Here is a 23,714-nt window from a genome sequence, read left to right on the forward strand (position 1 = left end):
GGTGTCGAATACGACATCGATTAAATTAGTTGTTATACGTATGGTTTTGAAAAATTCATGCCTGCCGTCACATTGACTTATGGATATGATCAAATTGTTATTTACCGTCAACCGTTTAGTCCTATATAATTTATTTAGTGAATTTATTAACTAACAGACGGAAGGGGCATGATTCCGGTGGAGCGTTTGGCGATCGAACAGGGGAAGCCCGTTCGCAGCAAGCCGTGGAACTTTCATTTCCACGGCCCCGACGAAATCGGCGAGCTGGAGAAGGAATATGTGCTGAAGGCATTGGACTCCCGTAAAATGTTCCGTTTCATGAATAAGCGGGAAGAGTCGTTCACGGCGCAGCTGGAGCAATTTTATAAGAATCGGTTAGGCGTATCGTATGCGCTCGCCGTCAATGGAGGCACATCATCGCTTATTTGCGCGTTGGCCGCTGCCGGTATCGGCCCGGGAGACGAAGTGATCGTTCCGGCGTATACGTTTATTGCGACGGCGGCGGCAGTCGTCGCGGTGCGGGCCGTTCCCGTCATCGTTGAATGCGACGATACGCTGAATATGGATCCCGCCGCGTTCGAGGCTGCGATCACGCCTTACACGAAAGCGGTCATTCCCGTTCATATGCGCGGCGTTATGGCGCAAATGAACGAAATCACGGCTATTGCCAAGCAGCACGGCTTAACTGTCATTGAAGACGTCGCGCAGGCGAACGGCGGCTCTTATTTCGGAAGGGCGCTAGGGTCGATCGGCGATTTCGGCTGCTTCAGCTTTCAGCATTATAAGGTCATTACGGCGGGTGAAGGCGGGATGGTCGTAACGAACAGCCATGAGGGCTATATCCGCGCCGGACATCAGCATGACTGCGCCTTTCAGTTCTGGGGCGGCGATGAGCGGGTGGATACCATTCCCGGCGAAAATTACCGGATGAGCGAGATTAACGGCGCGCTCGGCTTGGCGCAGGCACAGAAGCTGGACACGATTCTGGGACGGCTGCGGCAGAATAAGCAGCGGATTGCCGATGGTTTGGCGCCTATTCCCGGGCTGGCGCTTCAGCGCGTTGTCGATCCGGCCGGGGACTGCGGCGTCAGTATCGTATTCTATCTTCCGGACAGCCGGGCTGCCGGAACGTTCAGCAAAGCGCTGCAAGCCGAAGGGATCCCCAATGGGACGGTCGATAACGGCGGCGTTGCGGATCGCCATATTTACCGGAATTGGGATTATATTTTGAATAAACGAATGGCTTCACCCAACGGGACTCCATGGAATTGCGCGGAATATAAGGGCAGCGTGAGCTACGACCCGGATATGTGCCCCGTCACCTTGAATTATTTAAGGCGTGCAATTAGCATCGGTCTCCATCAGCGAATGTCGCAAGAGGATTGCGACGACGTGATTCATGCCATTCGTAAGGTGGCCGCTGTCATTATCGGCTGATAGCAGAAACGATAATCGGAGTGATTTTGGCAGATCGTCTTAGTTTTATCTCATATCCCCCAAGTTGAACGGCCGTTTCGGGTGTAAAGTGAAGGTATAATCCGAATCCAAAGGGGACTTGAGGGCATGCTGAATTCCAAAATTCAACTGACAAACGAGCAGGTGCGATTTTACCGGGAAAATGGCTTCGTGCAAATCGATAATATCCTTTCGCCCGAGGAGCTGGCTGAGTTCCGGCAGTATATGGACGAGACGATGCACAGCGAGGGAGCGCGCGGCCTTCAGACAAGCCAGACAGGCGCCGCCTATTATAAGGTGCTGAATCAGCGGGTAAATACGTGGCGTGATCACGGCGGCATGGCACGGTTCGTGCTGGGTGAACGGTTCGCGGACATGGGCAAGCAGCTGACGGGTTTTGACGGCATCCGTCTCTTCCATGACCATGCGCTGCTGAAGATGCCCGGCGATTCCAAAGTGACGCCATGGCATCAAGACCGCCCTTATTGGCCGGTTAAGGAAACGGACCCGATGGTCGCATTCTCGATCTGGATCGCGCTTGACGATGTCGACGAGAACAACGGCTGCATGATGTTCGTGCCGAAATCGCAGAAGATCCGCAATTTGAAAGGCGTCGACCTTGTAACGCCGGAGGATATTTTTCAGCAGGAAGGCGCGAAAGACGTGGACCGCAATACGGCTGTCATTTGCCGCATGAAGGCCGGCAGCTGCACGTTTCATGACGGCATGACGTTCCATTTTGCCCATGCGAACAAGACGGATAAGCCGCGCCGCGCCATGGCGATCGTCTTCCTCAAGGACGGCACCACCTACAGCGGCGCGCGGCATGTGTGCACGGACGACCTTGACTGGGAAATCGGCGTTCCGTTTCATGGCGGGCTGAATCCGAAACTGGCTTAAGGCGGCATTTCCAACGATTGGTCATGTACTGACATGCAATTGTAATATAACTGCAATGCCAACTTCATCTCGTTTTAATCTTGAGCGCCTATAATAAGACTCAACCCCCTATTATATATATTTCTTGAAGACCTGCAGCCCGTTGCTGCGGGTCTCTTTTTTTGCCTCTTTAAATTTATGCTTAATATAAAAATAATAAAAAATTTATTTTTTAATGATAGTGTCTAGAAAGAATAAAATTTAGGCGTCTTGAGTCAACAGTCTCTTTTCTAGTCAATTCGTGCAATGAGGTGAAATTACTGGACGTAGAGAACAAGGTTCCTGCTGTCAAGATGGGGGGACCCTCCAAGTACAACAACACATTCGATACAAAGGCTCTAAGCGACATTATTATACTTGCCGGTAAACTTAAAGCATTTGATTGCTTTACGTGGACGCATTCCATAAACGTAGCAAATTACGCTTATACTCTTGCTAATATATTCGACCTAAGCTCTGAGGAACTTAATAATGTCTACATTGGCGCTCTGCTTCATGACATCGGTAAGACCCAAATTCCTGAGGTGCTCTTAAAAAAGACCAGCAAATTGACCTCGTCGGAATGGAAAATCATGAAGACTCACCCTAGGGCAGGGGTTGATTTGTTAAGACATTCGAATCATCTCATGAAATCAAAGATCTCCGATATCATTTTGCATCACCATGAAAGATTTGACGGGAAAGGGTACCCTGATTCTCTTGCAGGAGATGAAATACCATTGGCAGCCAAAATTGTAACGGTTGCTGATTCATTTGATGCGATGACATCGAAACGCCATTATCGGAATCCCCTGGATAAGAAAACGGCTGCAAATCAAATCTTAACCAACGCTGGCAGGCAATTTGATCCTCAAATAGCGTTGAGATTCGTCGAGTTTATCATGACAGACGAAAAACTCCACAGCCCGCCAAACCAGTTGAAAAAACTTAGCGGTATATAGTGCTTCAGTGATAGGAACAGATGTAGACAAAGCCCCGAAACCGGGGTTTTTGTTTTGAGTCTACTGCCTGTAATCTTCTAGCTCAGGTAATATTTACTTCATTATTTTTTTGTTTTTTTTTAAAACATTTACTGTAGCATGCATCTTGAGGATTTTGAGTACTTATTTATTTCTTATCAAACAAAAGGAGACTGAAAAATGAATATCAAGAAATCTTTAATCAGTGGCGTCTTAGGTTTACTAATCGTATTGACTTTAGTTTCGCCGGCGGCAATCGCGGCTACTGCAAACACAGGTACTTCTACGGGTCATGTATCATTGACAACTGGCGCCCCTACGACGCCGGTAGATCCGATTTATCCTAATGTACCAGATGGTTCTACAGGAAATATTGGCGCGTTGACAATTGATAATATCACAAGTTTAGAATTCGGTTCATGGCAGGTTTCGAACACAACGCTTACTGTAGCTTCTACGATATCTAATCCAAATACTCAGGTTACGGATGTACGCGGTACGGGTGCCGGATGGAAATTGCAAGTGGCATCTTCTACCTTTGCAAGCGGTGGCAATACGTTGAAAGGTGCTTCCATTTATCTACCAGCGGGTACAGCACAAACGATTAGTGGGAATACTTCCACCGCACCGGTTCTAAATGCAGTGACTTTAGACACAACAGCGGGAACAGCGGTAGACCTGATGAGTGCTGAAGCAGGTTCGGGTATGGGAACGTGGGCTGATCTGATGGATCCGACTCAAATTAAATTAACCATTCCGGCAGGCAACTTGGCTGGAAATTATACGGCTACATTAACGTGGACACTCGTTGACGCACCTTAATGGAAGTAAATGACAGAGAGAATCATTAAGCAATCTTCTAAGTCAAGCTTGGTTCTGCAATACATTGTTGCAGCCAAGTTTGACGTTTTTTAAATGCATTCTTCATTCATTATTTCGACAGAGTAGGTGATACATCATGAAAAAAGCTTTTTTCATTATTTTTTTAATCGCTTCAATACCTGGCTTAGGGTTGTTTTCAAAAATTGAGCCTGCCCATGCTTCCGGAATGGATTTTTCAGTTAGAGCCAATATTCCGGATAACCAGATTGATAAAAATCTATCTTATTTTGATTTGCAAATGAATCCTTCGTCATCACAAAGAATATCGCTGACAGTAGAAAATAGTTCAAATAAAGAGATCCAAGTAAGGATTGAACCTAACGCGGCGATCACCAATCAAAACGGAGTGATTGATTATAGCAAACATAACCACGAGAATGATAGCTCATTGAAGCATGCATTTTCTGATATTATTTCTCCAAGTCAAACCGTAAGTTTGAAAGGAAAGGAATCCAAGAAAGTATTTTTCGATATCCAAATGCCTAAGCAAACGTTTGATGGCATTATTCTGGGCGGATTCTATGTTTACCGAAGTGACGGTAAGGAAGAGGAAGTCAGAAATAACAAGAACATTCAAATAAAAAATGCTTATTCCTATGTGGTAGGCGCAAAGCTAAGGGAAACAGCGAAAATCGTATTTCCCGAATTAAAACTAAATGAGGTTACGGCTGGTTTGGTGAATTATCATACGGTTGTAACCGCCAATTTGCAAAATGTAAAACCGGTTATCGTGAAAAATTTAGATGTAGAAGCTAGAATCACAAAAGAAGGAACGAACAAGACGCTTCATCAAACGGAGAAAAAAAACTTATCGATGGCTCCCAATTCAAATTTTGATTTTCCGATTGACTGGGACAACCAAAAATTAGAGCCAGGTAAGTATCATTTATATGTAACCGCAACAAATGGCCATGCGACATGGAATTTTGATAAGGTGTTCGAAATAAAAAATACGGAAGCGAAAAAACTCAACGATAAAGCGGTCGAATTAGAAAAAGATCATAATTTGATGCTTATTTTTATAGGTTTAGCTGTAATTATTCTAGCATTAATTTTGTTTATCATCGTTTTACTCAGAAAGAATAAAAGAGGGGTAACAAATGAAGAATCATTTACCTAATATAATTCTTCGCATTGGTCTGATTTCAGTCATGTTGACAAGCTCTGTGCTGCTAGACATCGTGAGGCCCATCAACACGTTAGCGGCTTCTACAGTTAGGGATAATCCGCCAAATGCAATAAACTTAACGAATATTTTCGTTACGCCTTCAAGTGGAACGAGTAGTACGGTAATAAATAATAAAATCGTTGAAGTAACGCCCAATATAACGAACAAAGTAGGGGGGATCTGGTCAACCGAAGTAAATAAATTGGACTTAACAGAAGATTTCCATGCAAGTATGTATTTGTATTTCGGAAATCAGATGGAAAACGCGGCTGATGGGATGGCTTTTGTCATGCATAATGACCCAAACGGTACGAATGCCCTCTCGCCGAACTATAATGCAGGACTTGGCGTTTATTCGTCCCCAAATTACGGCGGACCAAAAAACGGGATTAAAAATAGTTTTGCAGTTGAGTTCGATACTTGGGTAAACAATTCGGGCTCTGAGTCTTTTTTTGATAATAATGCTAACAAGGGAGACCACGTAGCATGGAGTTATCCAGGAAAAGATTCAACGTATATCGATTTCACTTTTGGTGTATGGCCGTTTCAAACCAATGCCAGAACGATGAAACATATGAATATTGATGCACCTGATAAGGTGCAATATCCAGGCACGCTGAGCAACGATACCTGGCGCAAATTTACGGTAGATTGGAATGCAGCCACCTCAGCGCTTACGTATCAGTTACAAGGGTTAGCGCCCGTAAATGTGCCGCTCGATGTTCAAAATGTGTTTGGGGCAACTTCAGTATATTGGGGATTCACGGGTTCGACAGGAGGCAAGTATCAAACAAGCCGCGTAGCATTTGATGTGGTCCCAGGATTAGTAAATGCAGAAGTGAATGAAACGATTAAGAGAGCAGATGGTACTGCGGTGATGGGTGGTGCTCAAGTCAGTGCAGGAGAGGAGCTCACTTACACGCTTAATGCGAAATATTTATCCGGTAAACAAGATTGGACCAATGTCATAGCGAACACTGTAATTAATGGCAATGTTTCATACATTCCTGGTTCCATGACATTGACGCTGCCTAGCGGTACTAATGTATTGTCGGATAGTTATTGGTCAGGACAAACGCTTTCGTACACTGTCCCTTATTTAAATGCTGACGTAAACGAGATGTCCATTACCTTTAAAGTCAAGGCTAATAAACCAGCTATGGTGACGAATATTTATGAAACAGCTTCTTTTAAAGGAGAGAATGCGAATTATTATACTGCGCCAGTAAACTATGGCATCCTCGCTAACTATGCACCGATTGTCACGACGCAAAATGTTGGACCGATCTATCTAACAGTTGGTGAAGACTTGCAAATGAATGGTACATGGTTTGATGCAGACAATGCGATAAACAACTTGAATTATCGGCTAAATGGAGCGCAGCTCAAAACGGAATCACTTAATAATGGAGGAGCTACAGATCCAGTACCGTGGAGTTATCTTATAACAGCTGATAAGTTACAAGTCGGAGAAAATAAGTTTCAAGTAATCTCAACAGATACTTTCGGCGCTTATTCATCAGTTGATGTAAACATATTCGTGGGAAATCCACCATCGATTGCGTTGAGCGGGGCAGACAGCACGGTTCAGCTTAATTACGGGAGTCCCTTCACGATATCTGGATATTGGAGCGACACGGATAGCAGTACCGTTAATTTGTACTACCAGATCAATAACGGGACTCCTGTTCAATTTGCTTTAAATGCTCCTAATGCGGCAATAAAAGGAGACCCTGTAAATTACTCATTTGATATCCCGCCGAGTGCAATTTTAACAGACCCGCAACAAGTTTCTGTCTATACAGTTGATGATTCGAATAGAAAATCGAATGTTGAAAGTCTGACTGTTGATGTTACAGGCGAAAGAGTCATGGACATTTTTCCAGATCCTGCTTTGGCACAAGTGATTGCAACGAAGTTAAGCAAGACAGATAGTTACGCTTTCGTTTCCCAAACGGAATTAGATTCCATTAGAGAGATTCGGGGAGAAGGAGAAAATAAAGGCATTTTGGACCTGGCAGGCATGGAGCGCCTAACAAATTTAGAGATTTTATGGATGACAGCCAATCAAATCAACAATCTAAGTCCGTTGTCGAATCTGACAAAGCTAACGCAAATACGAGTAGGCAGCAATCAGATTAGTGATTTAAGTCCATTATCAAATATGACGCAATTAACTTATTTGGATGTAGGCGACAACCAAATCAGTGATATCAGTCCAATATCAAATCTGGTGCAATTAACGAATTTAAATATATCGAAAAACCACATCAGTGATATTAGTTCACTATCAGCGCTAACAAACTTAATAACATTTAATGCAGAGGATCAAGCCATTATCTTAACAGATGGAGTTGTTGGCGTTCCTGTTGATTTTACATTGGCGAATACCGACGGCTTGCCGCCGACTGTTGGGTTTGGAACGGCAACCGGAACTTATGGCAATAACAAATTGACGTGGAGTACAGCGGGAACGAACCAACTAACATGGGTGGCAACAACTTTAGCTGGCGGAACATTCAGTGGTATTGCGACGCAAACGGTAATGGGAACGTTAAGTTTTACGAATACAGCTCCCAATATTAGCTTTGAGAACATGAGTATTCCTACTCAACCTACGTTGGCAATGAGAGGCATGGATTGGGATATTCGTGTGAAGGATACTCGTGGGACAGGTTCTTCGTGGAGTGTCACAGCAACTTTAGCAACTGATTTTATCGGTAGTGAAGGATATCATTTAACTAATGCATTAAAGTATTTTGACGTAAATGGACTTGAAACGAATATGAGCCTAGGTACACCAGTTACTGTGTTCACATACACCACAGATAGCGCACAAGAAGTATCGCTAGACTGGAATAATGATAAAGGCATTCTATTAAAAGTCGATCCTTTCGTTTATGCGGGAGATTATTCAGCTACGATTAATTGGACTTTAATCGATGCCCCATAATGCAACCGAGCTAGTTTGAAGACGAAGCGATATCCGCACCAGTAAACGTAGTATTTTATTAACCTTAGCTTTGGGGAGCGGAACCCCGAAGCTTTTCTTGATGGTACCGGCCATTTTATTATAAAAAAATAATTTTTTGTTTTATTTTTCTTTAAGTCCCCCCGATATAATTCAAACTTAGGGAGGACTGTCAGATGATAAAGATTAAATCGAAAAGATTTTCTAAAGTACTAATGAACTACTATTTATTAATAGTCCCACTTTCGCTGGTACTACTATTCTTTGTATATTCATCGTTAAATGTTTTTTATTTCTCTGGATTTGACCATAATTCCGATACTGCAAAAATCCGTGAAGAATTAATTCGGGATCTGATGAAAGTTTCGGAAACAACGCCGGATAAGTTCACGGATCAAAACTATATAAGTCTTTTGGACCAAACATTGGAGAAAGCAAATCTTAAAGTTGCAATACTGCATGATACAACGGTTATTTATCTAACAAATCGATTTTTTACTAAAGTTCTATTATATCCAGAATCAATAGGAGATCATTTCTTATTTAAAACGGATTTTAGAGTATATGCTTATAAAGAAGTCGTTTTTCATTATAAGGATGGTACGCCTGGGTCTTTAATAATATTTAATAATCAAAATTTAAATCTCTTTATGCAGCTCATGTTAAGATACGATCCATCCATTCTGCTTTCTTTATTTGTTTTTGTCTTGCTTTTACACGGGATCTTATCCGTGATTATCTCAAAACAAACCATTAAACCATTGGTCTCATTGACTGTTGCTACGCAACGAATTTCAAAAGGTGATTTGAACTTTCAGATACTGAGTTCAGGTAATGGAGAAATTTCAGAATTAGCATCTGCATTTGATAAAATGCGCAGGAAGCTTAAACGCAGTGTGGAATTGCAGATGGAACAAGAAGAGATGCGAAAGTGGTCGCTTGCAAGTTTTACTCATGATTTTGCTACACCGCTTATGTCGGCAAAAGGTTACGTACAAGGTTTATTGGATGGAGTTGCAAATACCCCTGAGAAACAAAGAGCATATCTAAACACAATTAGTATAAAAATAGACGAGACAGAAAGCTTGTATAAATCTTTCCTTCTTTTCTACAAATTAAATACGCATCAAATGAAAATGAATTCAACTAAAATTAACATTTTCACGTTACTTCAAGATTATGTAAATACAAGCAGCCCTCAACTTCAACTGCATGGCGGGTCGATAAAACTTGAGGAATCACCCGAGATGTCTCCTTTTATCTATGCCGATGAAGAGCACCTAAGACGGATATTGAGAAACATCTTAGAAAATTCAATGAAATATTGTAATAATCCTCTACTGATTTCTATCAGGCTTACAGAGAGCAATCATGAAACTAGAATAGAAATGACCGATAACGGCCCGGGTATAAAGGATGAGGAAATTCCTTATGTCTTTGATCGTTTTTATCGCGCTAAACATAATAAAACAGTTAAAGGAAGTGGACTAGGACTAGCAATCGCCTATCATGCAATTAAAGAGATGGGTGGCAATATCGGAGTTGAAAGCGGAAGATCGAATGGGTTTCGGATTTGGTTTACGTTACCTCAAAACCCATATCGAAATATCGATTAAAGTATTCTTTTAAATGACCAGGGGATCTCCATAAAGCCCTCTGGTCATTCGAACTTTTCGAGATATAGATAGAACCATTTTCAGAATTTGGTTTTAAGTTTTTGGATAGTGAGAAGACTAAGCATAAATGTGATTTTATCAGGGATTTTTATAGAGAGGTTTGAAATCAAGTGATGATTATTAAGTCAAATAAAATAATTCGAGTATTATTAAATTACTTTCTCGTTATTATTCCATTAACTTTGTTTTTTTTGTATGTTTTATATGCGACATTGAATATTTATTTATTTTCGAATATAAATCATACAAACAATCAATCACTTGATGATAAACAATTAATTGACAGCTTGTTGGAAGTAGCTAAGAATAACCCAAGTGAGTTTTTTGATCATGATTATTTAGTTCAATTAGATGAATCCTTAAAGGAAGCTAATCTTCACGTTGGAATTTCACACGGATCAACAATCGTTTATTTAACAAGTAATCTTTATAAAGATGTTTCTAAAAACATCCTATTTTATCCAGGTTCACTTGGTGATAATCATGTTATTAAATCCAATTATCGTACATACACGATGAAATCATATCCATTCCAATTTGATGATGGAAGTGAAGGAACTATTTTTGTTATAAATAATCATACTTTTATAATGAAACTATTACTTAGATATGATCCTGCGCTTATCCTTTATATTTTTATTGCGATCATGATATTAAATGGAGTACTTTCAATTATCATTTCAAGAAAAGTGATCCGACCATTAAAAACTTTAACGGATGCAACGATTAGAGTTACAAATGGAGATTTGGATTTTAGTATGAAGACTTCTGGAAAAGGAGAAATTTCAGTTTTAGCAAACGCATTTGATGATTTGCGAAAAAGGCTTAAGGAAAGCATGCGAAAACAATTGGAAATGGAAGAAGTCCGTAAATGGTCATTAGCAAGTTTTACGCATGATTTCGCTAATCCGCTTATGGCTGCTAAAGGTTATATTCAAGGCTTATTAGAAGGTGTCGCAAACACTCCGGAAAAACAAAAAGCATATTTGGACACAATAAAAGTAAAGATTGACGAAACAGAAAGACTATATCGATCATTTGTGTTATTCTACAAACTCAATTTACATCAAATGACATTTAAAATGAATCGAATCCATATCATATCGTATTTACATGAGTTTATTCAAAACTATGATACCCAGCTTCAATTACATAACGGCAAGATTGAATTGGATGTACAAGCCATTGCAAATCCTTTTGTATATGCAGATGAGGAACACCTGAAAAGAGTATTAAACAACATTTTGGAAAACTCAATCAAGTATTGCAGTAACCCAATTAAGATTCAGATTAACCTTTCAGAGAATGAAAATAAAATAAAAATCCTAATAACGGACAATGGCCCAGGTGTAAAAGATGATGAAATCCCTTATCTATTCGATCGCTTCTTTAGAGCTAAACATAATAAAACGGTTAAAGGAAGCGGCCTAGGTCTATCCATTGCTTCATATACAATTAAGGAAATGGGCGGAGAATGCGGAATTATCAGCGGAAGAAAAAATGGATTTAGTATTTGGTTTACTTTATCACAGGAAAAAATTGAATCCAATGAGGAGTAACAATATATGTCGCAAATTCTTATCATTGAAGATGATGAGTCCATTGCCTCTCTTGTTAGAGACTATCTAGAGATTAATGGATTTTCAGTTATTGTTGCGCATGATGGTAAGGAAGGGTTAAAAGTAATCAATGAACGTTCAATCGATTTACTGATTCTTGACTTGACCTTGCCGGGTATCGACGGGTTTGAGATTTGTAAAGAAATTCGTCCTTTCTACGATATTCCGATCATCATTATTTCTGCTAAAGAAGGTGAATATGACAAGGTAAGAGCATTAGGACTAGGCGCGACAGATTATTTAGTAAAACCTTTTAATCCAGGTGAATTAATTGCTCGAGTTAAGGCACAGCTATCGAATTATGCTCGTTTAAAAGCAAACATAAATGGATCAATAAAGACTAAAGAAGTGAGCATTCGTGATCTTAAGGTTTTACCTGATGCCAAAATAGTTTATTTAAATGGCAAAGAAGTAAAGGTAACAGCAAAAGAGTTCGAAATTTTACTACTTCTTATACAGCACCCGAATCAAGTTTTTTCAAAAGAACAGATCCTCCAACATGTTTGGGGATATGATACATTTTCAGATCCTAATACGATTCCTGTCCATATCAAAAAATTACGCGAAAAATTGGAGAAGTACTCGCCTGGTGATGAATATATTCAAACGAAATGGGGATTAGGCTATCGGTTGATAACCTAGAATCAAGTTTAGAGACTCCATTACAGGAAACGGCCATGCTCATGTCATCATGAGCATGGCCGTTTTGTTTTTGATGCTGCTTAGTCGCGATTGGTTGCGCAGTTCATGTGGACGCCGTCCGTCTTGAAAGGAGAAGGCTCCGTCAAGCTGTTGAGCGAGACCGTTTCTTCCTTGTCCGGTTGGTCAAGCGGATAGATCCGTGCGGTATTGTCGTCCGCATCGACATGCTGGATGTAGATCGGTACCCCGTTGCAAGTCACTTCGACCATGGTCGAAGACTCTGCGATTTCTTGTGCGCGCTGCGCGTTCATCGTATACGGCCTCCTTGGCTGAAATGTCAGTTACATTGTTCGCGAAGGAGCGGGCGGCTATTCAAGCTTTGGCATTTTTGGAAAGAGAAAGCACGGAAGAACAGCATAACCCCTGCCAGGCAACCCGGCAGGGGTTCATTTTATCGATAAATATAAACCTTCTTGTTTACGTTATCCCAAGATACCGTAGCGCCGAGCTGCTCGGCGGTAGAACGGGCGGGCACATACGTATGGTCGTCGAATAGCTTGTAGTTGGAGACCGGACTCCCGTTTACATAAGGCGTCGAAGTTGCTTCATCCCAGTGCACCGGAACGCCAAGCGCATCGCCGACTTGGCGCAGCGGCATGTAGGCGCTGCCGTCGACGATCCGGCCGTAAGCGGCCAGTTGATCGTTGACGACGATTTTGATCGTATCCTCGGGACTTAGCGGCTTCGGCTTCGGGGGAACGGCGTAGCGGTCATAGAACGCCTTTTCCATGGCATTCAAGTCGACGACGTTGCCGCCGATGCCGTTGACAGTCCCGTTATCCGAATACTGGAATACAGCCCATTCGTCCCATGTATCGTTATCCATCGGCTTATTGACTCCATAGTGGGCAATCCATAGCGGCCATTGGCCGAGCGGCTGGCCCAAGAAGCTCTTGGCAAAATAGGCTCCGCTATAGATCATCGTCGGATGGCCGGTCAGCCGTTCGACTTCGTTCAACCAATCCACGCACCACTGCGTCAGCTGGTCGGACGGTACTTCAGCGGCGTCGCCCTCCACATCGAGCACATAGGGGAAAGTGGCTTTAAACCCTTTGATCGTATTGGCAAAATGGGCGGCTTCCGCCTTCGCGTCATTGTTCTCCGGATGCGCATAATGGTAAAACCCGGTTTTGATGCCCGCGGCGGTCGCGCCGTTCACGTTGGTTGCGAATTTATTGTCTACAAATGTGGTACCTTCGGAAGCTTTTATAAACGTTGCAAGAACCCCGTCAGCCCTCACCTTCGGCCAGTCGATGACACCCTGATGGTGCGATACGTCGATGGCTTTCACGTTACTTGAACTCATTGGCTGCATCACACACACTCCATTCTATTCATGTCATATTACTAGTCTATGAAAAAAAGGGAAGATGTGTGTACCGAACCCGATGCCCAATGTTACCCCCGCAGGAATAAAGCCCCGATCAGCAGCGCGCCGATGATGCCCCATACGGCGTTCAAGTTGAGATAGTAGACCATGATGAAGAAACCGACAGCCAGCAGAAACGGGATAAACGTAATAAAGCCCGGGGAGGTTTTCATCGCATATTTGGCAAAATCATAAGCCAGCATCGCCATCATCACGAAGATCACGGGCTGGATGCCGCGAATCATTCCTTTGATAATGCTGTTATTTTGCAGCTTCGCCATGACTCCGACCAACACGATCATCAAGAGCGCGGTCGGCAGCACGACAGCGGCCAGCGCGACGGCCGCTCCGAACCAGCCGGCTACTTTGAACCCGATATATGCGGCGAGCTTCGTCGCAATCGGTCCTGGCAACGAGTTGCCGAATGCAAGCGCATGCCCGAAATCCTCCGTCGTCATCCAGCGCATCCGGTTTACCACTTCATTTTCGTACAGCGGAATGATGGACGGTCCGCCTCCGTAGCCCAGCATCGTCGCCCTGCCGAACGAAATAAATAATTTCCATAGCTCAGTCCACATGGCCGCTCATCCTTTTCTCAATGATTCACTGCCTAATTATAAACATCCGCAGGGCTGGGATACAATGTTAATTGCGCTGTACGGATAACTGATTGACTTGGTAAGATGAAAAGGAGTGCCAAGTTACCGGTGGGAAAGCCTGCATGAACGATAAGGAGTGAATGTAAACATGCGCATGCGCAACATGGAGGAGATGCTCGGCGCGCTGCTTCCTTGGGCAGAAAGAAACAGCATGATACGCGCCGTGCTGATGACCAGCTCCCGCACGAATCCCGAAGCTACGGTCGATCTGCTATCGGACTATGACATCGAGCTTGTCGTTACGGATGTCGCTCCGTTTCGCGGCAGCGACGCGTGGATCACGCAGTTCGGCACGATCATGACGGAGTACAGGGAGGACGAGGAGGATTCGATTACGAGGCTCGTTCTGTTTGAGGATGGCGTCAGGATTGATTTTGCCGTTTATCTCGTCAAGCAATTGCAAGCGGTCATCGAGCTGCCGCTGCTGCCGGAGGAGCTGGATATCGGCTACCGCGTGCTGTTGGACAAAGACGGCATCACGTCCGGCTTGAAGCAGCCAAGGCACAATGGGTTTGTGACCGAGAAGCCGTCCCGGGAAGCCTATAACACGGCGGTGAAGGAGTTTTGGTGGGATATCACGTATGTGGCGAAGAGTTTGTGGCGGGACGAGCTTTATTTTGCCAAGTACATGCTGGATAGCGTCATCCGGTTTCAAATGTTCATGCCGATCATCGAATGGCACATTGGCGCGAACAACAATTGGACCGTCAATCCGGGCAAAAACGGCAGATGGTTCAAACGCTACTTGGATGATCAGACGTGGGCTGAGCTGGAGCAGACCTATGCGGGGGCTGATCTTGAAGAGAATTGGCAGGCGATGTACGCGATGACAGCTTTGTTCCGGAAGCTGGCGGTCGACGTAGGCGGGAAGCTGGGCTTCGATTACCCGCATGCGCTTGACCAACGGGTCACTTCCTATATGCGGAAAATTCAGCGGCTGCCGAAGGATGCGGAGCAGTTTTAGATTGCTTAGCCCCATAGTCCATGTGATTGTATAGGCACATTACGCTCGTCATAAAATGGTCAATCCCTTCACCGTCGGCTGGATAATTGTGGTATCGTGGACATATCAATGATCGATAGGAGTGAGGTCGCGATGGAACACTTTCTATTCACGCAGCTCAAATTCGTCAGGAGCCAAACGCTAAAGCTCATGGACGGCATTACGGAGGAGACGGCGGACCGGATTCCGGACGGCTTCCGCAATTCGATCCGCTGGCAGCTCGGGCATATTTACGTGGTGCTGGAACGGTTCGCTTTCCAGTACATCGGGCTGCCGCTGAATCGGCCGGATGGATTCAAGGAGCTATTCGAATTCGGCAGCTCACCGCTGAATTGGCCGGAAGGTGCGGCGGTGCCCACGCTTGAGGAGCTTAAGGGACTTCTTGCGAGCCAATTGGGGCGCATTGAAGAAGCGCTGACGGTCCGGCTGCGCGAAAAGGTTCCGCAGCCGTATACGACATCATCCGGCATTACGCTCGGCTCGCCGGAGGAGTTTCTCAGCATGAATTTGTATCATGAAGGGATGCATTTGAGCGTCATCAAGCTATATAAGGTGCTGCTTGCCCGGAGTTAGTTTCGGGTGGCACCAATCGAAGGGCAGTATCCCAGGTGTGGGATACTGCCCTTTTGTAATTTACGGGAAAGGCGGCGGTAAGAGGGTCACCAGTTACCTCTCTTTGGCGGGAAACCGGCAAAATAACGTAAAGAGAGGTACCAGTTACCTCTCTTTGGCGGGAAACCGGCAAAATAGGGCCAAGAGAGGTACCAGATACCTCTCTTTAGCGGGAAACCGGCAAAATAGGGCCAAGAGAGGTACCAGTTACCTCTCTTTGGCGGGAAACTGGCAAAATAACGCAAAGAGAGGTACCAGGTACCTCTCTTTGGCGGGAAACCGGCAAAATAGGGCCAAGAGAGGAACCAGTTACCTCTCATTGGTGGAAAACCGGCAAAATAACGCAAAGAGAGGTACCAGTTACCTCTCTTTGGCGGGAAACCGGCAAAATAGGGCCAAGAGAGGCACCAGATACCTCTCTTTGGCGGGAAACCGGCAAAATAACGCAAAGAGAGGAACCAGATGCCTCGCCTCTCTTAAAGTACCGGTGGTGCTGCGAGTCGGCTCTTCCGACGCTCAGCGTCATTTCTCCCTCAAATCGCTACTTGTCGACGGAGCTCGCGAGGTGATCGGCTTCGGGCTGAACAGCCTGCATTATTCGCTTAACGATACGAATGAGGTCCATCTGCAGGAGGCGAAAAGGAAGCTCGAGGAGCTGACGCCTAACGTCAAGGCGATTGTCGGAGACGAGATCAAGCTGCTGCTTGCCAACGAAGAGGCGGCGATCGGAGTCGTCTGGTCGGGCGACGCTTCGGAGATTATCGGCGAGAACGACAAGCTGACCTACGTCGTGCCGGAGGAAGGCTCGAACCTATGGTTCGATAACATGGTCATTCCGAAGACGGCGAAAAATATCGAGGGCGCGCATCAGTTCATCAATTTCATGCTGGATCCCGAGCATGCCGCGCAGAACGCCGAATATGTCGGCTATTCCACGCCGAACGAGAAAGCGATGGAGCTGCTGCCGGAGGAAATTTCATCGGATGAACGGTTCTACCCGAATCCGGAGCTGACCGCAAAGCTTGAGGTATACCGGAACTTGGGCAAAAAGATGCTTTCGCACTACAACGAGCTGTTCTTGGAGTTTAAAATGCACCGGAAGTAGGTCGATGAGTCCGTTCGCTGCTTGCAGCGAGCGGGCTTTTTTCATCTGTGTACATGGATTTGGAAATTGTTGTTGACAGGTTAAGCAGTGCAGTGATACTATCTTCTCCCTGTCGCTTTTTCAAAAATCTTCAATATATCGGAGGTATCAAAACGTGATAACCGTAGAAGGGATCAGCAAAACCTTCCTGGTCGCCAAAAGGCAATCGGGTCTTGGCCATGCGCTCAAATCGCTGTTCCACCGGGAGTATACGGCGGTCGAAGCGCTGCAGAACGTATCGTTCCACATTGCGCCGGGTGAAATTGTCGGCTACATCGGGCCTAACGGCGCCGGGAAGTCCACCACGATCAAAATCATGAGCGGCATTCTGGTGCCTGACCGCGGTTCCTGCGTCATCAAAGGCTTCACTCCCTGGGAGGACCGGGTCAAGTACGTGAAGCATATCGGCGTTGTCTTCGGCCAGCGCTCGCAGCTGTGGTGGGATGTGCCGGTCGCCGATTCATTCGAGCTGCTGCGCGACATCTACAATGTCCCGCAGGCGGAATACAAGAACACGATGGCGCTGCTCACCGAAACGCTCGACCTCGGCAATCTGCTGCAAACGCCGGTCCGCCAGCTCAGCTTGGGTCAGAGGATGCGCTGTGAGATCGCCGCTTCATTGCTGCATAGCCCAAGCATTCTGTTTCTGGATGAGCCGACAATTGGGCTCGACGCTGTCTCCAAAATCGCGGTGCGCCAGTTTATTAAGACGATTAACAAAGAAAAAGGCGTCACCGTCATCCTGACGACGCACGATATGAACGATATCGAGGCGCTCGCGAGCCGCATTTTGCTGATAGGCAAAGGCAATCTGCTCTATGACGGCAACGTCCAGGGCCTCCGCAGCCGGTTCGGCACGAAGCGAACGATCACTGCCGACTATCACGAGAACAACCGTCCGATCGACATTCCGGGCGCGTCGCTTCTGTCGTGGACGCCGGAGCGGGCCATCCTCAGCGTCGATACGGAGCAGGTGATGATCTCGGAAGCAATCGCGAAGTTGTCGGCACAGGTCGAGCTGCTTGACGTGGCCATCGACACCCAGCCGATCGAGGACATCATCGTGCAAATGTATAAGGAGTATCAGCTATGATGAGGGCCTATTTGTCCGTCTTCAAGCTGAGAATCTACACCGGGCTGCAGTATCGGGCAGCCGCGCTGGCCGGAATCGGCACGCAGTTTTTTTTCGGCTCGATGTTCATTATGATTTTCGTGGCGTTTTACGCCCATTCCACCGAAGTGCCTCCTATGACACTGTCCCAAGTGATCACCTACACCTGGCTGAAGCAGGCGTTTCTTGCGCTGGTTATGCTTTGGTTGAGAGACAATGAGCTGTTCCAGCTCATTACAAGCGGCAACATTGCCTACGAGATGTGCAGGCCTAGCGGCATCTACGGCTTCTGGTATGCCAAGCTGCTCGCACAGCGGTTGTCGAGCGCGCTGCTCAGGTGTTTTCCGATTTTGATCGTGACCGTTTTCTTGCCTGAACCTTACCGCCTTGAGCTTCCTCCCGATTTGCTTACGTTTCTACTGTTTCTCGCCGTACTTATCGCAGGCTTCTTGATGGTCGTTGCGCTTTCGATGCTGATTTACATATCGGTGTTCGTCACGATGTCGCCTGGCGGCTCGCTTCTGATGTTCAGCATATTCGGAGAGTTTCTGGCCGGAATGGTCATACCTGTTCCGCTGATGCCAGGATGGATGCAGGACATCGTGTACTTGCTGCCGTTTCATTGGACCGCCGATTTTCCGTTCCGCGTCTTTACGGGCGATATTTCGAAGCTGGGCGCCTTGAAGGGACTGGCGGCGCAATTGGCTTGGCTGGCCGCGTTGGCGGCATTCGGGCACTATACCATGAACCGGGCGCTGCGGCGCGTTGTGGTGCAAGGAGGTTAAGGGGTTTATGCGGCTTTATTTCAAATATATGAAAATGATCATGAAATCGCAGATGCAATACCGCGCTTCATTCCTGCTGCTGGCATTGGGGCAATGCTTAACGCCGTTTACGACGTTTGCCGGGCTGTACTTCATGTTTGAACGGTTCGGGCAGCTGCGGGGATGGAGCTTCTATGAGGTGGCGCTTTGCTTTGCAGTGACGCAGTTGGCGTTCTCTTGCGCCGAGGTGTTCGGACGCGGGTTTGATGTGTTCTCTAGCCTTGTGATAAGCGGGGACTTCGACCGTTTGCTCGTTCGTCCGCGCAGCACCGTCGTGCAAGTTTTCGGCTCGAGGTTCGAGTTCGCCCGGCTCGGCCGGCTGCTGCTAAGCGCCGCCATGCTGGTATGGGCTGCTTCTAACATTGAGGTCGATTGGACGCTGCTCAAAATGATGACGCTCGTGCTGATGGTAGTGAGCGGGATCGTTATTTTTCTGGCAATCTTCATTCTCGCCGCGTCAGTCAGCTTTTGGACGGTGCAGGGGCTGGAAATCGCGAATATTTTCACGGACGGCGGGCGGGAGATGACTTCGTATCCGCTCAATATCTATCAAAAGTGGGTGAAGCGCGTGTTCACCTTCGTCATTCCGTTCGCTTGCTTTAACTACTTGCCGCTGCTTTATATTTTGGAGCGGGATGGGGGCGGAGGGCATCCAATGTATGCTTTGATTCCGCTTGCCGGCTTCCTGTTCCTTGTGCCCTGCCTGCTCGTCTGGCGCGTCGGCGTCCGGCATTACCGGTCGACCGGGTCTTAGGGGGAGTTCAAGATGAGGGAACTGTTGCCGTATGTTGAGAGCACGAAAACGTGCTCTCAGCGGCGTTTCCCCCCTCACGAGAGTTATCCTATACTATGACGCAACGTCGTACGCAAACTAGTCCATCAAATAAACGGCATCGCCGACTCGTACGTCCCCCGTTTGCCTGACTGAAGCATAAACGCCGAAGTTCAGCTGAAGCCGTTCGTTCACAGTCCTCAAAAGCGAGGGGTCGCGTTCAAGCGAAGCCGGATCTACAGTAATAAGAGAGCACCGCTCACAACATTCATCGACCTGCAGCCGCGCGCTGCCTATAGTCAGCTGCTTGCCAAGCCATCCATTTTCATCGGAGGCTCCGTCTTCCAGCGTGATCAGCATATTCGCCCGGAACCGCAGCGGGTCAAGCGGCTTGCCCCACATCGCTTCGAGCTTGCGAAGCGACGAATCGGTGATGATGAGGACGCTGGCTGTATCAACGGCAAGCAGATCAAGCGACTGCGGCGTATGCGCAAGCAAAGTCAGTTTCTGCCGGGAGTAAGGCTGGATTTCCTGCAAAAGGGCATCGTCCCACTGCATGGCGCGTCCATCCGGCGCGGTGATGCGCAGCCCGGGAAAATGCGCGGACTCGCCAGGTTCTTCTACGCTTAAGGCCGCTTTGTAGCGCAGCATTGCAGGCGCGGTTCTGGCCGTGAAATAACGGTCCCAGCCTTCTTTCGTCTCATCGATAAAGGCGTGCGAGCGGTCGCCGTACAAGCCGTACGGCTCAATCCGGCTGCTTTGCAGCGCTTCGCCTCCGAACGATTTAACGGGATAGCGGTTCAACGCCGCAAGGGTGCCGATACGGGTTTGCATCACGGAAAATCCTCTTTTCTTCCAGTAAATTTGGTATGGCATAAGGTTGTCCATTTCTATCCATTATAGCCAGCGCTCGTCCATCTGTCACAAAACAACAAACGCCGGCTAGGCCGGCGCTTCGTATGGCGTCCAAATTAGGTTAGCGGCGAATCAATCAGCGTGGCAAAGTTGAACTGGTGCACATGCCCGTCGGCTAACGTTGTCGCGCCTTTGACAAAATGGACATGCTTCCCGTTGCCGACCTTAATGGCGGGTCCGGTCGTAATCTTCTTCAGCTGATGAAAGTGCCCGAAGAAATCGGTACGAGTGAGGTCGATTTCATGGACGTGGCTGCTACCTCTTTTGATCGCTGGCCCCGACACTCCCGCGAATCGATGGTTATGGCGGTCATCGCCTTCCTCGGCCAATTTGGTGCTGCCTTCAAATTCATGGTCATGCCGCTGCGCTCTCCGGCATTTCGTCACTTTGCTGAATGTGCGCTTTTTCATGTGCTGCCTGCCTCCCTTAGTAAGGTGACTTCTCCATATGCTATTGCGGCTGTATAAAGGATGTTCTGGGGCATTTGACAGGTAAGGCATTTGTACCTGCTGCGTTCAAGCTCCAATCTAGCATTGAAAAACAGATCGTCTTCGTGTTTAATAGGATATATAATTATTTTATTTACTGATTAATATTTTTATTAATTCAAAACGATATCCAAAGGAGAGGTTCACCCGCATGGCAAACGTCACCGTCATTAACACGGACCGCGTCACAGGCAGCATTAACCGCAATATTTACGGTCATTTCTCCGAGCATTTAGGCCGCTGTATTTATGAAGGCATCTGGGTTGGCGAGGATTCCGACATTCCCAATACGAAGGGGATCCGCAACGATGTTCTGGAAGCGCTTCGAAAGCTGAGCCTTCCCGTGCTGCGCTGGCCTGGCGGCTGTTTCGCCGATGAGTATCATTGGAGGGACGGCATTGGGCCGCGGGAAACGCGCAAGCGGATGATCAACACGCACTGGGGCGGCGTTGTCGAGAATAACCATTTTGGCACGCATGAGTTTCTGCTGCTTTGCGAGCTGCTTGGCTGCGAGCCTTACATTAACGGCAATGTGGGCAGCGGAACCGTTCAGGAAATGCAGGAGTGGGTGGAGTACATGACCTTCGACGGGGAATCGCCGATGGCGAATGAGCGTGCGGCCAATGGGCGCAAGGAGCCGTGGAAGGTGAGCTATTTTGGCGTAGGCAACGAGAACTGGGGCTGCGGCGGCAATATGCGGCCGGAATATTACGCGGACCTGTACAGACGCTATCAGACGTACGTGCGCAATTACGGCGGCAACCGGATCTTCCGCATCGCGTGCGGCGCGAGCGATTTCGATTACAACTGGACGGAAGTGCTGATGCGCGAAGCGGGACGCTATATGGACGGGCTGACGCTCCATTATTATACGATCACGCATAACTGGCAACATAAAGGCTCGGCAACGGAGTTCGAGACATCGGAGTGGTTCGAAACGCTTCGCAAATCGCTGGTCATGGACGAGCTGTTGAAGAAGCACAGCACGATTATGGACAAGTACGACCCGCAGAAGCGGATCAGCCTGATCGTGGACGAATGGGGCACTTGGCATGACGTCGAGCCGGGAACGAACCCCGGTTTCCTCTATCAGCAAAATACGATGCGCGACGCGTTAGTCGCCGCGGCCACGCTTCATATTTTCCATAAGCACTGCGACCGCGTGCGGATGGCGAACCTTGCCCAAACCGTCAACGTGCTGCAATCCGTCGTGCTGACCGAAGGCGCGCGGATGGCGCTCACGCCGACCTACCATGTCTTCGACATGTTTCAGGTTCACCACGATGCGGAGGCGCTGGACGTCAGCCACCAAGCGGATGACTACAGCGCAGGCGGCTCATCGATTCCGCAGACGAGCGTATCGGCTTCGCGCGGCAAGGACGGCCTGATCCATATCAGCATGTGCAATCTAAGCCATGACGAGCCGGCGGAACTGAAGTTCGAGCTGCGAGGGCTTGCGGGTCAGCCCGATAATGGCCTCAAGTTCAGCGGAACGCTGCTGCAAGGCGGTGCTTTGAACGCGCATAATTCGTTTGAACAGCCGGAACAGGTGTCACCGACGGAGCTGACGGCTATCGAACAAAACGCTGACGGGACGATCGCCGTGACGCTGCCGCCGGCATCGGTAGCCGTGCTGCGCGTAGGGTAGGGCGCCAATGCACGCTGAAATGACGAAGCGGGAAGGCTGCAAAGGGTGCAGCGCCTCCGTACACGCCGATGAAGAGCAGCTGCAGCGGATACTGGCCAAGCTCGCGCTGCATCCCGGCGACTGCGTCCCGGATGCGCAATATGCGGCCCGGCTCGACATATGCGGCGAATGCCCTTCGCTGCAATACGGCACAACCTGCGCGCACTGCGGCTGCTTCGTCCGGGTGCGGGCGAAGCTGGCTGCAAAGGAGTGCCCGCATCCGAAGGGATCGCGCTGGCAGTAGCAGCCGCTCCGCATAAGAAGACCCGAACCGGCAGAAAGCGCCGATTCGGGTCTTTTTTTTGTTTCAAATTAGGCCGATGATAAGCCCAGTCAGCACGAAAGTGACCAGGTGGTAGCCCGCGGTGATGAGAAACAGCAGCAGCGAGCGTCCCTCGAACAAGTAGTTCATGCCGATCTTGGCCGAAACCATAAGCCCGACAATGAGTCCGACCGTTAAACCTGCCGAGACGGTAGGATCTTCGCCTGTAATCGTGAGCACGAGCGCGAGCAGAAACGCGCCGATAATCGCCGTGAACGCCGTTAACGCATACGTGCCTGCATGGCCGCCGGATACGTCTTCTTTCTTTAGCCCGACCTGCTTCATCCACGCATTGCCGAAGAGAACCGGCGAGTACCATAGAAACCCAAGCACCATCGTAACGATTGTCGCGATCAGTACAGCTAGATAATTAACCTCCGCAAAATCAACCAAATGAACGCCCCCGCAACTAGATTCGTGTTTTTCATTGCCTTTAT

22 protein-coding genes and 1 pseudogene are annotated in these 23,714 nt (G+C 47.4%); 17 read left to right on the forward strand and 6 right to left on the reverse strand.

All coding sequences use genetic code 11. The features are described from left to right. Positions 1–177 precede the first annotated feature (177 nt). The 9 genes from DL346_RS25790 (at position 178) to DL346_RS25830 (ending at position 12,311) form a co-directional block, all read left to right on the forward strand. A complete protein-coding gene (locus tag DL346_RS25790) occupies positions 178–1,437 on the forward strand; it encodes a DegT/DnrJ/EryC1/StrS family aminotransferase (protein WP_165822678.1) in 1,260 nt (419 codons plus the stop codon). A gap of 126 nt (positions 1,438–1,563) precedes the next feature. Further along, complete coding sequence (locus DL346_RS25795; protein ID WP_112885268.1) at positions 1,564–2,355, forward strand: phytanoyl-CoA dioxygenase family protein; 792 nt, start codon at positions 1,564–1,566, stop codon at positions 2,353–2,355. 290 nt (positions 2,356–2,645) lie between these two features. Further along, on the forward strand, positions 2,646–3,335 hold the full coding sequence (locus tag DL346_RS25800) for an HD-GYP domain-containing protein (protein ID WP_133257574.1): 690 nt from the start codon (positions 2,646–2,648) through the stop codon (positions 3,333–3,335). 198 nt (positions 3,336–3,533) lie between these two features. Beyond that, positions 3,534–4,175, forward strand: a complete 642-nt coding sequence (locus DL346_RS25805; protein WP_112885270.1) for a WxL domain-containing protein — start codon at positions 3,534–3,536, stop codon at positions 4,173–4,175. A 136-nt stretch (positions 4,176–4,311) separates the two neighbouring features. Next, entirely contained in the window at positions 4,312–5,355 is a 1,044-nt protein-coding gene (locus DL346_RS25810) for a WxLIP family cell surface protein (RefSeq protein ID WP_112885271.1), read from the forward strand. After that, a complete protein-coding gene (locus DL346_RS25815; protein WP_112885272.1) occupies positions 5,336–8,356 on the forward strand; it encodes a lectin-like domain-containing protein in 3,021 nt (1,006 codons plus the stop codon). Before DL346_RS25810 ends, DL346_RS25815 begins: the two co-directional genes overlap by 20 nt. 194 nt (positions 8,357–8,550) lie before the next feature. After that, entirely contained in the window at positions 8,551–9,990 is a 1,440-nt protein-coding gene (locus DL346_RS25820) for a HAMP domain-containing sensor histidine kinase (protein WP_112885273.1), read from the forward strand. A gap of 173 nt (positions 9,991–10,163) precedes the next feature. Next, positions 10,164–11,609 carry a HAMP domain-containing sensor histidine kinase gene (locus DL346_RS25825; protein WP_240633444.1) on the forward strand — a complete coding sequence of 482 codons (1,446 nt, stop codon included), beginning with the start codon at positions 10,164–10,166 and terminating at the stop codon, positions 11,607–11,609. A gap of 6 nt (positions 11,610–11,615) precedes the next feature. Next, on the forward strand, positions 11,616–12,311 hold the full coding sequence (locus DL346_RS25830) for a response regulator transcription factor (RefSeq protein ID WP_112885275.1): 696 nt from the start codon (positions 11,616–11,618) through the stop codon (positions 12,309–12,311). Between the two features lie 80 nt (positions 12,312–12,391). On the opposite strand, the gene DL346_RS25835 is transcribed toward DL346_RS25830, so the two are convergent. From DL346_RS25835 to DL346_RS25845, 3 genes are all read right to left on the reverse strand, one after another. After that, the gene (locus tag DL346_RS25835) at positions 12,392–12,622 is read right to left on the reverse strand and encodes an H-type small acid-soluble spore protein (protein WP_112885276.1); all 231 of its coding nucleotides are present in this window, start codon (positions 12,620–12,622) and stop codon (positions 12,392–12,394) included. A gap of 140 nt (positions 12,623–12,762) precedes the next feature. Further along, positions 12,763–13,686, reverse strand: a complete 924-nt coding sequence (locus tag DL346_RS25840; RefSeq protein WP_112885461.1) for a GH25 family lysozyme — start codon at positions 13,684–13,686, stop codon at positions 12,763–12,765. An 83-nt stretch (positions 13,687–13,769) separates the two neighbouring features. Continuing rightward, positions 13,770–14,318, reverse strand: a complete 549-nt coding sequence (locus DL346_RS25845; protein WP_112885277.1) for a chromate transporter — start codon at positions 14,316–14,318, stop codon at positions 13,770–13,772. 169 nt (positions 14,319–14,487) lie between these two features. On the opposite strand from DL346_RS25845, the gene DL346_RS25850 reads away from it, so the two are divergent. The 6 genes and pseudogenes from DL346_RS25850 to DL346_RS25875 all read left to right on the forward strand — a co-directional run bounded on the left by DL346_RS25850 (position 14,488) and on the right by DL346_RS25875 (position 19,847). Further along, positions 14,488–15,363, forward strand: a complete 876-nt coding sequence (locus tag DL346_RS25850; protein ID WP_112885278.1) for an aminoglycoside 6-adenylyltransferase — start codon at positions 14,488–14,490, stop codon at positions 15,361–15,363. A gap of 132 nt (positions 15,364–15,495) precedes the next feature. Continuing rightward, positions 15,496–15,975: a DinB family protein gene (locus tag DL346_RS25855; protein WP_112885279.1), complete on the forward strand. Its 480-nt coding sequence runs from the start codon at positions 15,496–15,498 to the stop codon at positions 15,973–15,975. 580 nt (positions 15,976–16,555) lie between these two features. Next, positions 16,556–17,119, forward strand: a pseudogene (locus tag DL346_RS25860) (extracellular solute-binding protein); the annotation flags it as partial. 154 nt (positions 17,120–17,273) lie between these two features. Further along, positions 17,274–18,251, forward strand: coding sequence for an ABC transporter ATP-binding protein (locus DL346_RS25865; protein ID WP_112885280.1), 978 nt, complete (start codon positions 17,274–17,276; stop codon positions 18,249–18,251). Next, positions 18,248–19,054 (forward strand): ABC transporter permease, encoded by an 807-nt coding sequence (locus DL346_RS25870; RefSeq protein WP_338066329.1) that lies wholly within the window; start codon positions 18,248–18,250, stop codon positions 19,052–19,054. The genes DL346_RS25865 and DL346_RS25870 overlap by 4 nt, the downstream gene beginning before the upstream one ends. Before the next feature lie 7 nt (positions 19,055–19,061). Continuing rightward, positions 19,062–19,847: an ABC transporter permease gene (locus DL346_RS25875; protein ID WP_112885281.1), complete on the forward strand. Its 786-nt coding sequence runs from the start codon at positions 19,062–19,064 to the stop codon at positions 19,845–19,847. A gap of 117 nt (positions 19,848–19,964) precedes the next feature. On the opposite strand, the gene DL346_RS25880 is transcribed toward DL346_RS25875, so the two are convergent. Together DL346_RS25880 and DL346_RS25885 are read right to left on the reverse strand one after the other, a co-directional pair. Next, positions 19,965–20,699 (reverse strand): MOSC domain-containing protein, encoded by a 735-nt coding sequence (locus DL346_RS25880; protein WP_112885282.1) that lies wholly within the window; start codon positions 20,697–20,699, stop codon positions 19,965–19,967. 137 nt (positions 20,700–20,836) lie between these two features. Continuing rightward, positions 20,837–21,190 (reverse strand): YmaF family protein, encoded by a 354-nt coding sequence (locus DL346_RS25885; protein WP_112885283.1) that lies wholly within the window; start codon positions 21,188–21,190, stop codon positions 20,837–20,839. A gap of 229 nt (positions 21,191–21,419) precedes the next feature. On the opposite strand from DL346_RS25885, the gene DL346_RS25890 reads away from it, so the two are divergent. Then, positions 21,420–22,916 (forward strand): alpha-N-arabinofuranosidase, encoded by a 1,497-nt coding sequence (locus DL346_RS25890; protein ID WP_112885284.1) that lies wholly within the window; start codon positions 21,420–21,422, stop codon positions 22,914–22,916. A 7-nt stretch (positions 22,917–22,923) separates the two neighbouring features. Then, positions 22,924–23,199 carry a DUF6171 family protein gene (locus DL346_RS25895; protein WP_240633423.1) on the forward strand — a complete coding sequence of 92 codons (276 nt, stop codon included), beginning with the start codon at positions 22,924–22,926 and terminating at the stop codon, positions 23,197–23,199. 63 nt (positions 23,200–23,262) lie between these two features. On the opposite strand, the gene DL346_RS25900 is transcribed toward DL346_RS25895, so the two are convergent. Then, positions 23,263–23,670, reverse strand: a complete 408-nt coding sequence (locus tag DL346_RS25900) for a DUF1761 domain-containing protein (RefSeq protein ID WP_112885285.1) — start codon at positions 23,668–23,670, stop codon at positions 23,263–23,265. Positions 23,671–23,714: the final 44 nt, after the last annotated feature.

Source organism: Paenibacillus montanisoli, assembly GCF_003268025.1.
Lineage (GTDB): Bacteria > Bacillota > Bacilli > Paenibacillales > Paenibacillaceae > Paenibacillus_Z > Paenibacillus_Z montanisoli.

Excerpts from the sequence above, each read along its gene's own strand:
- DL346_RS25795 (WP_112885268.1), top strand. The coding sequence starts at position 1,564 with ATGCTGAATTCCAAAATTCAACTGACAAACGAGCAGGTGCGATTTTAC.
- DL346_RS25805 (WP_112885270.1), top strand. The coding sequence starts at position 3,534 with ATGAATATCAAGAAATCTTTAATCAGTGGCGTCTTAGGTTTACTAATC.
- DL346_RS25810 (WP_112885271.1), top strand. The coding sequence starts at position 4,312 with ATGAAAAAAGCTTTTTTCATTATTTTTTTAATCGCTTCAATACCTGGC.
- DL346_RS25815 (WP_112885272.1), top strand. The coding sequence starts at position 5,336 with ATGAAGAATCATTTACCTAATATAATTCTTCGCATTGGTCTGATTTCA.
- DL346_RS25820 (WP_112885273.1), top strand. The coding sequence starts at position 8,551 with ATGATAAAGATTAAATCGAAAAGATTTTCTAAAGTACTAATGAACTAC.
- DL346_RS25825 (WP_240633444.1), top strand. The coding sequence starts at position 10,164 with ATGATTATTAAGTCAAATAAAATAATTCGAGTATTATTAAATTACTTT.
- DL346_RS25830 (WP_112885275.1), top strand. The coding sequence starts at position 11,616 with ATGTCGCAAATTCTTATCATTGAAGATGATGAGTCCATTGCCTCTCTT.
- DL346_RS25835 (WP_112885276.1), bottom strand. The coding sequence starts at position 12,622 with ATGAACGCGCAGCGCGCACAAGAAATCGCAGAGTCTTCGACCATGGTC.
- DL346_RS25840 (WP_112885461.1), bottom strand. The coding sequence starts at position 13,686 with ATGCAGCCAATGAGTTCAAGTAACGTGAAAGCCATCGACGTATCGCAC.
- DL346_RS25845 (WP_112885277.1), bottom strand. The coding sequence starts at position 14,318 with ATGTGGACTGAGCTATGGAAATTATTTATTTCGTTCGGCAGGGCGACG.
- DL346_RS25850 (WP_112885278.1), top strand. The coding sequence starts at position 14,488 with ATGCGCATGCGCAACATGGAGGAGATGCTCGGCGCGCTGCTTCCTTGG.
- DL346_RS25855 (WP_112885279.1), top strand. The coding sequence starts at position 15,496 with ATGGAACACTTTCTATTCACGCAGCTCAAATTCGTCAGGAGCCAAACG.
- DL346_RS25870 (WP_338066329.1), top strand. The coding sequence starts at position 18,248 with ATGATGAGGGCCTATTTGTCCGTCTTCAAGCTGAGAATCTACACCGGG.
- DL346_RS25875 (WP_112885281.1), top strand. The coding sequence starts at position 19,062 with ATGCGGCTTTATTTCAAATATATGAAAATGATCATGAAATCGCAGATG.
- DL346_RS25880 (WP_112885282.1), bottom strand. The coding sequence starts at position 20,699 with ATGCAAACCCGTATCGGCACCCTTGCGGCGTTGAACCGCTATCCCGTT.
- DL346_RS25885 (WP_112885283.1), bottom strand. The coding sequence starts at position 21,190 with ATGAAAAAGCGCACATTCAGCAAAGTGACGAAATGCCGGAGAGCGCAG.
- DL346_RS25890 (WP_112885284.1), top strand. The coding sequence starts at position 21,420 with ATGGCAAACGTCACCGTCATTAACACGGACCGCGTCACAGGCAGCATT.
- DL346_RS25895 (WP_240633423.1), top strand. The coding sequence starts at position 22,924 with ATGCACGCTGAAATGACGAAGCGGGAAGGCTGCAAAGGGTGCAGCGCC.